The sequence below is a fragment of the Pseudomonas sp. B13(2017) genome, from assembly GCF_002113245.1.
In the GTDB taxonomy this organism is placed as follows: Bacteria; Pseudomonadota; Gammaproteobacteria; order Pseudomonadales; family Pseudomonadaceae; genus Aquipseudomonas; species Aquipseudomonas putida_Z.
In genome coordinates this window covers 23,895-37,647 of the sequence record NZ_NEJX01000011.1, presented here as the reverse complement: position 1 = coordinate 37,647, position 13,753 = coordinate 23,895, and the positions used below count along the sequence as shown (strand labels likewise).

At 66.2% G+C, this 13,753-nt stretch carries 16 protein-coding genes; 5 read left to right on the top strand and 11 right to left on the bottom strand.

Annotation, left to right across the window (positions count from 1 at the left end; all coding sequences use genetic code 11):
- Nucleotides 1-190 precede the first annotated feature (190 nt).
- Nucleotides 191-388 (top strand): hypothetical protein, encoded by a 198-nt coding sequence (locus tag CAG44_RS15560; protein ID WP_085588428.1) that lies wholly within the window; start codon nucleotides 191-193, stop codon nucleotides 386-388.
- A 418-nt stretch (nucleotides 389-806) separates the two neighbouring features.
- Here the strand turns inward: CAG44_RS15560 and madM are convergent, their stop codons facing one another.
- From madM to mdcA, 9 genes are all read right to left on the bottom strand, one after another.
- The gene (madM, locus tag CAG44_RS15555; protein WP_085692460.1) at nucleotides 807-1,571 is read right to left on the bottom strand and encodes a malonate transporter subunit MadM; all 765 of its coding nucleotides are present in this window, start codon (nucleotides 1,569-1,571) and stop codon (nucleotides 807-809) included.
- 2 nt (nucleotides 1,572-1,573) lie between these two features.
- Nucleotides 1,574-1,996: a malonate transporter subunit MadL gene (gene madL / locus CAG44_RS15550; protein ID WP_003258591.1), complete on the bottom strand. Its 423-nt coding sequence runs from the start codon at nucleotides 1,994-1,996 to the stop codon at nucleotides 1,574-1,576.
- 192 nt (nucleotides 1,997-2,188) lie between these two features.
- A complete protein-coding gene (gene mdcH, locus CAG44_RS15540) occupies nucleotides 2,189-3,109 on the bottom strand; it encodes a malonate decarboxylase subunit epsilon (RefSeq protein WP_085588426.1) in 921 nt (306 codons plus the stop codon).
- Nucleotides 3,106-3,720 (bottom strand): malonate decarboxylase holo-ACP synthase, encoded by a 615-nt coding sequence (locus CAG44_RS15535; RefSeq protein WP_085588424.1) that lies wholly within the window; start codon nucleotides 3,718-3,720, stop codon nucleotides 3,106-3,108. The genes mdcH and CAG44_RS15535 overlap by 4 nt, the downstream gene beginning before the upstream one ends.
- Before the next feature lies 1 nt (nucleotide 3,721).
- On the bottom strand, nucleotides 3,722-4,513 hold the full coding sequence (gene mdcE, locus CAG44_RS15530; RefSeq protein WP_085588422.1) for a biotin-independent malonate decarboxylase subunit gamma: 792 nt from the start codon (nucleotides 4,511-4,513) through the stop codon (nucleotides 3,722-3,724).
- A complete protein-coding gene (locus CAG44_RS15525) occupies nucleotides 4,510-5,358 on the bottom strand; it encodes a biotin-independent malonate decarboxylase subunit beta (RefSeq protein WP_085588420.1) in 849 nt (282 codons plus the stop codon). The genes mdcE and CAG44_RS15525 overlap by 4 nt, the downstream gene beginning before the upstream one ends.
- Nucleotides 5,351-5,650 carry a malonate decarboxylase subunit delta gene (locus CAG44_RS15520; protein ID WP_024087234.1) on the bottom strand — a complete coding sequence of 100 codons (300 nt, stop codon included), beginning with the start codon at nucleotides 5,648-5,650 and terminating at the stop codon, nucleotides 5,351-5,353. The genes CAG44_RS15525 and CAG44_RS15520 overlap by 8 nt, the downstream gene beginning before the upstream one ends.
- A gap of 1 nt (nucleotide 5,651) precedes the next feature.
- Nucleotides 5,652-6,503, bottom strand: a complete 852-nt coding sequence (locus tag CAG44_RS15515; RefSeq protein ID WP_256573528.1) for a triphosphoribosyl-dephospho-CoA synthase — start codon at nucleotides 6,501-6,503, stop codon at nucleotides 5,652-5,654.
- A 104-nt stretch (nucleotides 6,504-6,607) separates the two neighbouring features.
- Complete coding sequence (gene mdcA / locus CAG44_RS15510) at nucleotides 6,608-8,269, bottom strand: malonate decarboxylase subunit alpha (protein WP_015270609.1); 1,662 nt, start codon at nucleotides 8,267-8,269, stop codon at nucleotides 6,608-6,610.
- 394 nt (nucleotides 8,270-8,663) lie between these two features.
- Here mdcA and CAG44_RS15505 point away from each other — a divergent pair, with 394 nt between their 5' ends.
- On the top strand, nucleotides 8,664-9,734 hold the full coding sequence (locus CAG44_RS15505) for an enoyl-CoA hydratase/isomerase family protein (protein ID WP_085692459.1): 1,071 nt from the start codon (nucleotides 8,664-8,666) through the stop codon (nucleotides 9,732-9,734).
- 16 nt (nucleotides 9,735-9,750) lie between these two features.
- Entirely contained in the window at nucleotides 9,751-10,902 is a 1,152-nt protein-coding gene (locus CAG44_RS15500) for an acyl-CoA dehydrogenase family protein (protein WP_075045375.1), read from the top strand.
- A gap of 162 nt (nucleotides 10,903-11,064) precedes the next feature.
- Here CAG44_RS15500 and CAG44_RS15495 read toward each other — a convergent pair whose 3' ends face one another.
- The gene (locus CAG44_RS15495) at nucleotides 11,065-11,997 is read right to left on the bottom strand and encodes a LysR family transcriptional regulator (RefSeq protein WP_085692458.1); all 933 of its coding nucleotides are present in this window, start codon (nucleotides 11,995-11,997) and stop codon (nucleotides 11,065-11,067) included.
- A gap of 125 nt (nucleotides 11,998-12,122) precedes the next feature.
- On the opposite strand from CAG44_RS15495, the gene CAG44_RS15490 reads away from it, so the two are divergent.
- On the top strand, nucleotides 12,123-12,386 hold the full coding sequence (locus tag CAG44_RS15490; protein WP_075045088.1) for a DUF2790 domain-containing protein: 264 nt from the start codon (nucleotides 12,123-12,125) through the stop codon (nucleotides 12,384-12,386).
- 1 nt (nucleotide 12,387) lies between these two features.
- Here the strand turns inward: CAG44_RS15490 and CAG44_RS15485 are convergent, their stop codons facing one another.
- On the bottom strand, nucleotides 12,388-13,080 hold the full coding sequence (locus CAG44_RS15485) for a tRNA (adenine(22)-N(1))-methyltransferase TrmK (protein ID WP_085692457.1): 693 nt from the start codon (nucleotides 13,078-13,080) through the stop codon (nucleotides 12,388-12,390).
- A 136-nt stretch (nucleotides 13,081-13,216) separates the two neighbouring features.
- Here CAG44_RS15485 and CAG44_RS15480 point away from each other — a divergent pair, with 136 nt between their 5' ends.
- Entirely contained in the window at nucleotides 13,217-13,597 is a 381-nt protein-coding gene (locus tag CAG44_RS15480) for a RidA family protein (protein ID WP_015270613.1), read from the top strand.
- The last annotated feature ends 156 nt before the right edge of the window (nucleotides 13,598-13,753 follow it).

Sequence of the window (13,753 nt, the reverse complement as noted above, 5' to 3'; positions counted from 1 at the left end):
CCTGGCCGGGTCTTTGCTAGCTTCTTCTCGGCTTTCTCACACCCGCGTACGGCTGCCACCTTCAATCCATGAGAAAGATTCAGGCGGTAGTTCCATTCCTCTAGAAGCTGGAATTACATAATGAAAAAAGCTTGTCCCCGACCCACCCGTCAAACTGACGTCCCGCCCCTTCTACACCATCAACCAGGACATGCCCTCGGTTGACGCTCTGATCCACTCCCTTCAGCTGATGTCTGGCATCGAAGACACGCTGGACGAATTCATCTGCGCCAACGCCGGCGAGCCCGGCATCAATATGTTGGTCAATGCGGTGCATCATGTTCAGATGACCAAGGCCCTGACAGAGTTGCTGTTCCACCGGCAGGCCGGGGATATCACCTGGCATTGAAGTAGAGTCGACTGGCCTCATCGCCGGCAAGCCAGCTCCCACAGGTACAGCATTGCTCTCGAGGTTGTCGCTGTACCTGTGGGAGCGGCCTTGTGTCGCGAAAGGGCCGCAACGCGGCCCCAGGGTTGATGCGCAACAGTTGAAATTGCTGGGGCTGCTTTGCAGCCCTTTCGCGACACAAGGCCGCTCCCACAGAGATCGCGCCGCCTTTTGGAATTTGAGCAAGACAGTTGCTCCCAGGTACTGCGCATGGCTTGAAACCGATGCGGTCGATGTAGGAGCGGCCTTGTGTCGCGATGGGGCGCGCAGCGGCCCCCGGATCTTGGCTGCGATGCGGATATCGCTGGGGCCGCGTTGCGGCCCGATCGCGACACAAGGCCGCTCCTACAAGGGGGCTGCGCAGTCCAGGGGATTGATGTCACCCAACCAGGGCGCGTACGCAGAAGTACAGGATCGACGGGCCCATCAGGCAGCCCAACCCGGTATGGAAGGTGGCTGTCAGTGCCCCGTACGGCACCAGGCGCCGGTCGGTCGCCGCCAGCCCGGCCGTCACCCCCGACACCGTCCCCGCCAACCCGCCGAACACTATCGCCGAACGTGGGTTGTCCAGCGCCAGCAGGCGCGCCGATACCGGGGTAAACACCATCACCAGGATCGCCTTGATCAGCCCGGTGGCAATCGACAGCGCCATCACGTCCGAGCTGGCCCCCAGCGCCGCACCGGTCACCGGCCCGACGATATAGGTCACCGCACCCGCACCGATGGTGGTCATGCTTACCGCATCACGGTAACCGAATGCGTAGGCCACCGCAGCGCCGACAATGAACGGCAGCACCGTGCCGAGCAGCAGCGCCACCGCGCCGATCATCCCGGCCCTGCGCGCCTCGGTGGCCTGCACCTCGAAGGCCGTGGCGACAATGGCGAAGTCGCGCAGCATTGCCCCGCCCATCAGGCCGATGCCGGAGAACAGCGCCATGTCGGCCAGGCCTTTCTGGCCACCGGTTATGGTGCCGCCGACCCAGGCCAGCACCAGGCCGATGACGATGGCGATGGCCGAGCCGTGCACGCGGCCGAAGGTCAGGTACTTCGACAGCACCACCGACAACCACATGATCGCGCCCACCACCGCAAAGGCAGTGATCAAACCGTTATGTTCCAGGGCATTGTCAATGATCGGCCACATGATCAACGCCCTCCTGCAGGGGCAGCCTGCACATTGCTTTCGGGGCCGGCCTCCACTGCCGGCAGGGGTTCGCCGCGGTGGCTGCGGCTGATCAGGGCAATGGTCGCACCGCACACCAGTACCGCACCCACTGCCGCCAGCAACGCCACCGGCCCGCCGTGCAGGGCGGTGACCACGTTCTGCTGGGCAGCCATGGCCACCACCACCGGGATGTACATGGCGCCCCAGAAGCCCACGCCGAATTCGCATTCCTTGCTCATGCCGCCGTTGCGGTGCATGTACAGGCGTGCGCAGATCAGCAGGATCATGGCGATGCCGACCCCGCCCACATTGGATTTGACGCCCAGCAGCACGCCCAGGAAGTCGCCGACGATGACGCCGGCAAGCGTGCAGACCGCCAGCAGTGCCACACCATAGATGATCATTGTTGTTGTCCTCAGGTAGTGTCGAAGTTGCTTGTTGTTGTTCTTCGTAAACACACTTTTGTGCGGCTTTCGCAGTCATTGTGGGAGCGGGCGTGCCCGCGAACACGGGCGAAGCCCGTGCCATTCACCGAGGTGCCTGCTTCGCGGGCACGCCCGCTCCCACAGGGATCGCCATCCGCCGCGGTGCCGCTGTCATCGTTCGTTGGCCACCTCCTGGCGCAGCAGCGCATCCAGGGTGTCCCGGCGGGTGCCTTCAACAGCAACCACCCTGCCCTGTTCGAACACCGGCCGGGCCAGCCCGCCGAGCACGTTGCCGGGCGGCAGCTCCAGGTGCAGGCGCACGCCACGCTCATAGGCGTTGCGCAACGTAGCACGCCAGTCGACCACCCGCGCCATGTTGCCGGCCAGGTCGTCGCGCAGACGCTGTGGGTCGAATATCGGCCGTGCACTGCTGCCGCTGAGGTAGGTGATACGCGGTCGCTGCAGCTCGACCGTGGCGAACGCACTGGCCAGTTCGGCCGCCGGGCCATCCAGCAACGGGCAATGCGACGGCACGCTGACCGCCAGGCGCCGGGCCACGCCCTGGCCCAGGCGGCGTGCCTTGGCGGCAACCGCAGCCATCGCGCCATCGCTACCGGCGATGACGATCTGGTTGTCGCTGTTGAGGTTGGCGACATACACCTCGCCGCCCGTATCGCTCAACAAGCGTTCGACACAGGCCAGGTCCAGGCCGCTGAGTGCGGTCATGCCGTAGCCTTGCGGATAGGCGCGCTGCATCAGTTCGCCACGCAGCGCAACCAGGCGCACGGCATCGGCAAAGCCCAGGGCGCCCGCCGTGACCGCCGCCGGGTAGGCGCCAATCGACAAGCCCGCCACGTAATCCGGCGCGGGGCTGCGCTGCATCAGCCAGCGCGCCCAGGCCACGCCAGCCAGCAGCAGGCACAGCTGCACGGCACGGGTCGTCTGCAGGGCCTGCTGGCTGTCCAGCGCCAGGGCCTGCTGGCCGAGGGTGTCACTGGCCTCTTCCAGCAATTGCCCGGCACCCTCAGGCAGGCGCTGCAGCATGCCCACCTGCTGGGCGCCCTGGCCGGGGAAGGCGAACAGGCTGCTCATGCTGCACGCTCCATCGCTGCCCATGGGTCGCTGACCAGGCGTGGGCCATGGGCCGACTTGAGCAGCACGCGGCGGGCGAAGCCGGCCCACTCACGCAGGGCGACAGCACCCGCCGGGGTTTCCAGCTGCAGGTCGATACGACAAGGCGCGCAATCGAGGATATCCAGCAGCTCACGCGCCTGCGCCCGGGCCAGCGGTTGTGGCGTGCGCAGCAGCAAGTCCAGGTCGCTGTCGGCGTGTATTACCTCCATACCGGTGGCGATCTGGTACCCCACCCCACCTGTCGGCCCCCAGGCCAAGCCGCTGGCATCCAGTACCGGGGCGACCGAGGCCAGGGCCTGCAATGCAGGCCAAGGGCTTTCAGCTTGCCAGCGCAGCGCTTCGGGGCCTTGCTGACACTGGATATCGGCCAGCCGCATCAGTACACCCGACCGCTGCGCCCTGCCCTGGCCACGCAACCCCACCGCCACCCAGCCGTCCGCACAGGTGGCACGGCGCACCACCACCGGCTGGCCGCTCAGCAGCACCTCCTGCGCCCAACGCGGCGCATCAGCAGGCAGGCCCGATACGGGCATGCCCCAGAGCAGGTCGTGCGGCCTTGGCGCGTTCATCTCAAGCGCCCTGCCACTGGCGGCGCAGCTGTTCGCGCACCTGGCGCGAGGCGCTGCGGTTTTCGCCCGCCAGCCGCGACGACAGGTCGCTCGAGCTGCCGATGTCGCGCACTGCATCTGCCAGGCAGGCACGTACCTGGGCGATGTCGGCACTGCTCGGAATCTCGGCGCTGCCCACCGTCAGCCGGCGCCACAGCAGGCCCAGCGAGGCGTAGCTGGCCAGGTCGTAGGCCATTGGCGGCACCTCGGCGGCCAGGGCTTCCAGTTGCTCGACGCTGCGCAGGGTGATGCGCGCCGCCGCCGCCTTGCCCATGGCGTGCACCATGACCCCGGCATCGTCCAGGGCGATCAGGCGCTGGGCCTGGTAACCGTGGGCCAGGAAGGCACCAGACATGGCCTTGCCGACCAGCAGGCCGATCACCGGGTGCCCGGCCAGCCGCGCCTGGGCATAGGCCTGCACCGCAGCGGCCAAAGCCTGGTGAATACCCAACGCCTCCTCACGGCGGCCATAGGCCTGGCTGGGCACGTCGATCACCGCGACGATGGCGCGCTTCTGGCCATGGCGGTCAGCCTCGACCGCTTCGCTCACGGCCTTGGCCAGGCCCCAGCCTTCCAGCAGGCCGACTTCGCCCGAGCGCGCCCGGGGGAACGGGTTGTCAGCGTCCGGCACCACGGCGATGAAACGCGCCAGGCGGTTGTCCAGTTCGCCGTCGATTACCCGCAACGACGCGGGGTAGCCGGGCAAGGCTTGCCCGCCGGCCAGGCCCGGCAGCCAGTTCAAGGAACGGTTCATTTGGCTTCTCCTTGGTAAAGGTCACGCACGCCAGCGGCATCCAGTTGCGGGCAGCCATCGCCCAGTAGTGCCAGGCGTTCGAGGAACCAGGCGTGTTGACCGGCGCGATCCCTTGAAGGCTCGTCGAGCAATTGCAGCAAGCGTTCGCGCAGCGCCTCGATGTCATCGGCCACATAGGCATCGACCAGGCCGCTGGCGTGGCGCTGCTCGCCGCCGGTCAAGCTCCAGATGAAGGGGCGGTCCTTGGCGTCGTATTCACCGATGCCCGCTTCCTGCTCGATCACCTGCGGGCCGTTGAGGCCCAGGCGGGCTTCGCGGGTGACCAGCAAGTGGCTGCACAGGCCGGCGGCGATGGACATGCCGCCGAAACAGCCGACCGAACCTGCGACCAGGCCAACCACCGGCTGCCAGGCGCGCAGCTCGACAATCGCCGCCTGTATTTCGGCAATCGCCGCCAGGCCCAGGTTGGCTTCCTGAAGGCGTACACCGCCGGTTTCCAGCAGCAGCACGGCGCAGGTGGGGATGCCCTTGCGGTTGTCTTCGATGGCCAGCTCCAGCGCACCGGCGATCTTGGCCCCCCCCACCTCGCCCATGCTGCCGCCCTGGAAGCCGCCTTCGATGGCGGCAACCACAGCGTTGCGCCCGTTCAGCAGGCCCTTGGCGATGACCACGCCATCATCGGCCTGGGGCACGATGCCCTGGCGCGGCAGCCAGGGTGACATAAGCCGGTCGAACGGGCCCAGCAGCTCACGGAAGCTGCCCGGGTCGAGCACGGCGCGGGCGCGTTGACGGGCGCCCAGTTCGACAAAGCTGCGGCTGTGCAGCAGGCGTGCGATATCAGTCATGGGCGATCTCCTCGAAGCCTTGCTCCAGGCGCAGGCGCACCACGCCTGGGGTGGCGCCGAAATCATGGATGTCGATGTTCACGGCCGGCCAGGTGCGGCCCTCGAACAGGCGCTGGAACAGCTGCGCCCAGCGGGCAGCGCTGCCGTTGACCGAAGTCACCACCTGGATTTGCAGGCTGCCGGCGGTGCCGGGTTCGATCAGCACTTCAAGGTCGCCGGAGCTGACGCAGCCCACCAGCGTGCGGCCACGCCCAGGGGCGGCGGCGGGGAATTGAAAGGTCAGGGTTTCCATGTCACAGGCTCCCGGCTTTGTCGAGGAACAGGCAGGCGGCCAGCAGATCGGCGGCGCCGCCCGGTGAGGCATTCAGGTGCAGCAGGTGCTGGTCCAGCCGGCGCAGCTGTCGGCGCCCGGCCAGCGTGGCGCTGCCGCCTTCGCTCAGCACGGTACGGGCGCCGTGCTGGACGGCAGCCAGCCCGGTCGGGCCGCTGCGCCAGAGCACGCAGGTATCGTTGAGCACGGCCATGATCGCCAGCAGCGCGTCCAGCCGGGCGTGCGGCTCGCTGGCACCGGCGGCGCGGCTGCGCTGCAGTTGCGGCAGGCCGTGACCGATAACCGCCGGGAAACCTTGTTGCGCCTGTTCGCGGGCGCCGCCAGTGCCATAGCGGCAACGTACCTGCAGGCCATGGCTGTCTTGGGTGGTCATGGCGGGGTCGTCGAACAGTGCGATGCGACCGGCACGGGCAGCCAGGGTGTTGGCATCGGCCTGGGTGTCGAGGGCCTTGGATGCTACCAGCAGGCCGAGGGCCCAGATTGCGCCGCGGTGGGTGTTGACCCCACCGGTCGCGGCCAGCATCGCCGCCTCGCCTTCGCGGCCGAGCTGGCCCAGGGTGGCGCGCAGGGGCTGGCCGAGGGTGCCGATGGCCTGGGCGGCTTCGGCCATGTTGCGCAGGCATGGCCACAGGGCCAGGGCCGAGGCATGCATCAGGGCCAGGGTCATGTCGTGGTGGGCGCCGTTGCCACGGCGGTCGACCAGGCCGGGTTTGGGGGACAGGTCGGCTTCGTCGATCAGGGCTTCCACGGCCAGGTCGGCCAGGTGGTCGGCCAGGGGTAATTTGGTTGCCTGTGCCGGCCTCTTCGCGGGCATGCCCGCTCCCACAGGGACCGCGCTATCTTCAAGTGCATCACTTTCCCTGTGGGAGCGAGCATGCTCGCGAAGAAGCCCACGCGGTTGCAAGTCGAGTGCTTTCATCACCAGCTCCTGAACCGTGCAGGCGGGTTGTAGAGGCCGCCGGACCATTCGACCAGATCGGCGATGCTGCGCGCGGCCAGCAGCTCGCGGCTGGCGTCGGTGCGGCGGATACCGAGGTCTTCGGGCAAGGCGACCAGGCCTTGCTGGCGCAGGCGCTGAGTGTCCTTGGGGTCGTGTCGCAGGCCGATGGCGGTAACCCCGGCCACGGCGGCGATCATCTGCTGGCGCTCTTCCAGGCTGCGGGCCTTGTACAGGTAGGCAATGCCCTCCTCGGTCAGCAGGTGGGTGACGTCGTCGCCATAGATCATCACTGGCGCCAGCGGCATGCCGGCTTTCCTGGCCACTTCCACGGCATCGAGGGTTTCCACGAAGGTGGGCTTGCCGCCTTCCTGGTAGGTCTCGACCATCTGCACCACCAGCTTGCGACCGCGTTCGAGCATGGTTTCCGGCACGGTCATGTCGAGCCAGGCCGGGGTCGCATGGCGCCGGCCACGGGGGTCGTGGCCCATGTTCGGGGCACCGCCGAAGCCGGCCAGGCGGCCGCGGGTCACGGTCGAGGAATGGCCATCGCCATCCACCTGCAGGGTGGCGCCAATGAACAGGTCGACAGCGTATTGCCCGGCCAGCTGGCACATCATGCGGTTGGAACGCAGCGAACCATCACGGCCGGTGAAGAACACGTCCGGGCGCTGGGCGATGTAGTCCTCCATGCCCAGCTCGGTGCCGAAGCAGTGCACGCTTTCCACCCAGCCGGTCTCGATGGCCGGGATCAGCGTCGGGTGCGGGTTGAGTGTCCAGTTGCGGCAGATCTTGCCCTTCAGGCCCAGGGACTCGCCATAGGTGGGCAGGATCAGTTCGATGGCGGCGGTGTTGAAGCCAATGCCATGGTTCAGCGACTGCACCTGGTGTTTCTCGTAGATGCCGCGAATGGCCATCATCGCCATCAGCACGTGCACCGGCTTGATATGGCGCGGGTCGCGGGTGAACAGCGGCTCTATATAGAAAGGCTGGTCGGCAACCACCACGAAATCGACCCAGGATGCCGGGATATCGACCCGTGGCAGGTCATCCACGCGGTCCACCAGCTGGTTGACCTGGGCAATGACGATGCCGTCGCTGAACGCGGCCGGCTCCACCAGTGCCGGGGTGTCTTCGGTACTGGGGCCGGTGAACAGGTTGCCATCGCGGTCGGCCATGAAACCAGCCACCAGGGTGACGTTGGGGATCAGGTCGACCAGCAGCCGCGAGTACAGCTCGATATAAGTGTGGATGGCACCGACTTCGAGCAGGCCGTCTTCCAGCAGCTGTCCAATGCGCAGGCTCTGCGGGCCGGCGAAGGAGAAGTCGAGCTTGCGGGCGATGCCACGTTCGAACAGGTCCAGGTGCTCGGCGCGGCTGACGCTGGGCATGATCATGTGCAGGTCGTGCAGGCGCCCAGGGTCGACCTTGGCCAGCGCACGCGAGAGGAAGTCGGCCTGCTTCTGGTTGTTGCCTTCGAGCACTACCCGGTCGCCGGGAGCCAGCAGCAGCTCCAAGGCTTCGACGATACGCTCGGTGGGCAGCACCACGCCGTCGGCGAGGTGGCGGACCCGGTCAAGGCGGCGCTGCTTTTCGGCGCGCCGCCGCGACCATTGCGGCGGTGGATTCTTGGTTGTTGTCATGGTGACTCCACGGGTTCGCTGTCGTGGGGGTCACCTTAGGGCTGGGGTGGTTGCGCATCAATCAAGCTCAGGCACTGATCGTTACGGCCAGGGTAACGATTTAGCATATGCGCTGTCGCTCATGGCCCTATCGCAGGCAAGCCAGCTCCCACAGGTACAGCGCAGGCCTTGAAAGTTGTGCGGTACCTGTGGGAGCTGGCTTGCCGGCGATAGGGCCAGCCCGGCCAACCTGAAACCTTGCTAGAGTGGCGTTATCGCCACACAAGACAAAAATGCAGAATCCCCCTGCAGATTTGTCGATTGTGCAAGGCAAATTCGCATGACAGGATCCTGCGATCCTCCAGCGAACTCCAGACTTCACTTGGAAAATCAATAACAAAGCAGGGAGAACGCAATGACTGCGCACGCTCATACCTCGGCAACCGACCATGTGCTGGCCGAGGTCCGCAACCAGATCGGCCATCTGACCCTGAACCGCCCCGCCGGCCTCAATGCCCTGACCCTGGACATGGTCCGCAGCCTGCGCCAGCACCTCGACTTGTGGGCCGAAGACCCGCACGTGCACGCCGTGGTACTGCGTGGCGAGGGCCCCAAGGGTTTCTGCGCCGGTGGCGATATCCGCTCGCTGCACGACAGCTTCAAGGCCGGCGAAACGCTGCATGAAACGTTCTTCGTCGAGGAATACGCCCTTGACCTGGCCATTCACCGTTACCGCAAGCCGGTGCTGGTGCTGATGGACGGCTTCACCCTCGGTGGCGGCATGGGCCTGGCCCAGGGCTGCGACCTGCGCGTGGTCACCGAGCGCAGCCGCCTGGGCATGCCCGAAGTGGCAATCGGCTACTTCCCGGATGTAGGTGGCAGCTACTTCCTGTCGCGTATCCCTGGCGAGCTGGGCACCTACCTGGGCGTCAGTGGCAGCCAGATCCAGGCAGCCGATGCGCTGTACTGCGGCCTGGCCGACTGGTACTTGGCCAGCGACCAGCTGGCAGCCCTCGACGAGGGCCTGGACCAGCTGCACTTCGGCGACAACCCACTCAAGGACCTGCAGAACCTGCTGGCCAGGCTCGGCACCCAGGTGCTCGACGATGCGCCGCTGGAAAAACTGCGCCCGGTCATCGACCACTTCTTCGCCCTGCCCGACGTGCCTGCCATCGTCGAGCAACTGCGTGCGGTGAGCATTGGCGACAGCCACGCCTGGGCCGTGGCCACCGCCGACCAGCTGGAAAGCCGCTCGCCGCTGGCCATGGCGGTTACTCTGGAGATGCTGCGCCGGGGTCGCCACCTGAGCCTTGACGACTGCTTTGCCATGGAGCTGCACCTGGACCGCCAGTGGTTCCAGCACGGCGACATCATCGAAGGCGTGCGCGCGCTGATCATCGACAAGGACAAGCAGCCACGCTGGAACCCGCCGACCCTGGCCGCACTGCAACGCCAGCGGGTCGACCAATTCTTCGAAGGCCTGTGAGCCCGGGAGTACACAGATGCAAGACCTGGAACTGAGCGAAGAACAGATCATGATCCGCGACATGGCCCGGGACTTTGCCCGTGGCGAGATCGCCCCGCATGCCCAGGCCTGGGAAAAGGCCGGCTGGATCGACGATGGCGTGGTGCGCAAGATGGGCGAACTGGGCCTGCTGGGCATGGTGGTGCCGGAAGACTTTGGCGGCAGCTACACCGACTATGTCGCCTACGCCCTGGCGGTGGAAGAGATCGCCGCCGGCTGCGGTGCCACCGGAGCGATGATGAGCATCCACAACTCGGTGGGCTGCGGCCCGCTGCTGGCCTACGGCACGGCCGAACAGCAACAGCAGTGGCTGCCACGCCTGGCCACCGGCGAGGTGATCGGCTGCTTCTGCCTGACCGAGCCACAGGCCGGTTCCGAGGCGCACAACCTGCGTACCCGCGCCGAGCTGGTGGATGGCCAGTGGGTGATCAACGGCGCCAAGCAGTTTGTCAGCAACGCCCGCCGCGCCGGGTTGGCCATCGTCTTCGCGGTGACCGACCCGGAGTTGGGCAAAAAGGGCCTGTCGGCGTTCCTGGTGCCCACTGACAACCCGGGCTTCAAGGTCGATCGCAGCGAGCACAAGATGGGCATCCGCGCCTCCGACACCTGCGCGGTCACCTTCGACAACTGCCGCATCCCTGCCGCCAACATCCTCGGTGAGCGTGGCAAGGGCCTGGCCATCGCCCTGTCCAACCTCGAGGGCGGCCGTATCGGCATTGCTGCCCAGGCACTGGGCATTGCCCGCGCCGCGTTCGAGGCGGCGTTGGTCTACTCGCGTGATCGGGTGCAGTTCGGCAAGCCGATCAACGAACACCAGAGCATCGCCAACCTGCTGGCCGACATGCAGGTGCAGGTGAATGCCGCGCGCTTGCTGATCCTGCATGCCGCGCGCCTGCGCAGCGCCGGCAAGCCGTGCCTGTCGGAGGCCTCGCAGGCCAAGCTGTTCGCTTCGGAAATGGCCGAGCGGGTGTGCTCGATGGCGATCCAGGTGCATGGCGGGTATGGCTACCTGGAGGATTATCCGGTGGAGCGCTACTACCGCGATGCGCGGATCACGCAGATCTATGAAGGGTCTAGCGAGATCCAGCGGATGCTGATTGCGCGGGAGTTGAAGCACTACCCGCTTTAAAACCTTGCGCGATCCCTGCAGGAGCGGCCTTGTGTCGCGATAGGGCCGCATGGCGGCCCCAGCAATTTGTGCATCGAAGCTGACATCCTGGGGCCGCTTTGCGGCCCTTTCGCGACACAAGGCCGCTCCTACAAGGGCCAGCGTTAACCGCCCCGCACTCGTCTATCGCCAATAGCGCGAATCATCCACCACCTTGGCATGCCCCTCGAACAGCGCCGGCAGTTGCTCCTTGAGGTAGTCGATCCAGGTGCGCACCTTGGCATCCAGATAATGCCGTGACGGGTAGATCGCATACAGCGCGCTCTCGCGCAGGCGATACGGCGCCAGCAACCGGCACAACCGCCCCTGCTCGATCGCCTGGCTGGCGGTGTAGAACGGCAGCAGGCCAATGCCCATGCCCAGCTCGCTGGCCACCAGCATGGCGTCGGCGACGTTGGTGGAAAAACTGTCGCTCGGTGCGATCACGCACTGGTCAACCCCTTGCGGGAACACCCAGTCACCTTCGTACATCGGATAAGCCATGCGCAGGCAACGGTGCTGGTGCAGGTCTTCCGGGCGCTCTGGCACGCCGTGGGCCACCAGGTAACTCGGCGCCGCGCAGGGGATGCTGAAAATGTTGCCCAGCGGCACGGCGATCAGCTGCGAATCCGGCAGCGCCCCGTCCACGGTAATCACCACGTCATGCCCTTCGGCCAGCGGGTCAGGGTTGCGCTGGGACAGGGTCAGCTCGATCACCACCTCCGGGCACAATGCGTTGTAGCCGGCCACCAGCGGCATCAGTAACAGGCCCAGGCCGTGCGGGCAATGCAAACGCAGGTGGCCGCGGGGCGTGAGGTGCGCGCCACGGGCTTCGCCCACCGCCTCTTCGGTCAGCAACATGATCTGCCGCGAGCGCTCGAGAAACCGCTCGCCCGCCTCGCTCATGCGCAAACGCCGCGTGGTGCGGTGCAGCAGACGGGTCTGCAGCTGGTTTTCCAGCTCGGCAACGATGCGCGAAACCTGCGCCGCGGAAATGTCCAGGGCATTGGCGGCCGCAGCGAAGCTGCCACATTCCACCACACGGGCGAAGGTACGCATGGCATGCAGCATGTCCATGAAGGTGTGCTCCTTGTTCGGTCTTATTCTTGCGTTACAGGCAGGAATCTATCACGGGTTAGCCCATTTATTGTGGATGACCAATGAATGGATCATTAGCCATACATTGAAAAAAGGAGCCTGCCATGAAACGTTCGATCGCTGTCCTTGCCGTTGCCGCTACTCTCGCCTCGTTCGGTGCCCTTGCCGACACCGGCAGCAACCAGCCGGTCAGCAGCAGCAACTACGAATACGGCATGCCGCTGGACGTGGCCAAGGTCATCTCCATCACCCCGGCCAGCAACGCCGCCGACTGCCAGGTTGGCACCGCGCACATGGTGTATGTCGACCATCAGGGCCAGAAGCGCGAAATCGACTACCGGGAAATGGGCAACTGCTCGCAGCAGTGAGTCAGGCCAGCACCTCGGTGATCCAGCCGACCTGTTGCCTGAAGTCGTCGATTTTCGCCTGAGGCACCGCACCGCGGGCCCGCTCGAAGTTGGCCAGGGTCTGCTGCTTCTGCCGCAGCATGCGCCGCCACTTGACCAGGAACGCCTCGCTTTTCTCCTGCACCAGCACCGGGCCGAAGTACAGCTGTTCAGCGGTGTACACCGCCCCGCCCGGCTCGGCGACGATGATCTCGTAGTCGAAGCGGTTTTCCCGCAGCAGCTCTTCGCTGACGATCCGGTAACCATTGCCCACCAGCCACTGGCGCAGTTCGCGCTCGGCGCCATTGGGCTGCAGCACCAGGCGGGTGACGCCAGCCAGGCGCTGTTTGCCGGCCTCGAGGATTTCGCACATGGTGTCGCCACCCATGCCGCAGATACTGATCACCGTGATGCGGTCTTCCGCCTCGACCGCTGCCAGGCCATCGGCCAGGCGCACGCTGACCCGCCCTTCCAGGCCGTTCCTGCGCACGTTGCGCTGGGCCGAAGCAAACGGCGTCTGCGCCACTTCGCCCGCTACCGCCGCGTCCAGCACGCCGCGCAGCATCAAGGCCACCGGCAGGTAGCCATGGTCCGAGCCGATGTCGGCCAGGCGCGCGCCTTGCGGTACTTGTGCAGCCACGCGCTCCAGGCGCCTGGACAATGTCTGTTCGTTCAACGTAAACCCCTGCTTTGCAATCGGCCGCGATTCTGACGGCGAACGCCGCGCATTTCAAACACCGGGGTGCCCTCGACCGTGCCGGCGCGCTCGCGTAGGCTTGCCGCTTTCCTTCCGTAGCAAGGCAAGACACCCCATGGCACAAGCAGACATCATCTACACCCCGGACCCGGACGCCGAGTCGATTTCCTCCGACGTTGCCGAATACAACGGCGTGCTGGTCACCACGCAGATCCCGACCCACGCCGATGGCAGCCTGGAACTGGGCGGCATCGTCGAGCAGAGCGAGTGCACCCTGCAGGCGCTGAAAGTGGCGCTGGAGAAGGCCGGCAGCGGCATGGACCGCGTGCTGCACCTGACCATCTACCTCACCGACATGGCCGACCGCGCGGCATTCAACGAGGTGTACCAGCGCTTCTTCAGCAAGCCCTGGCCGGTACGCGCCGCCGTGGGCGTGGCTGCACTGGCGTTCGAAGGCATGCGCGTGGAAGTGACCGCAATGGCCGCCAAGCGCTGATTCACCTTCAAGGGCCCTATCGCCGGCAAGCCAGCTCCCACCTCGACCGCGCTGCCCTCAAGCCTGTGCAGTACCTGTGGGAGCTGGCTTGCCGGCGATAGGGCCGGTGCAGGCAGTACACCTCTCGGCACCCCGATGATGCCGCCAGCCCGTTTC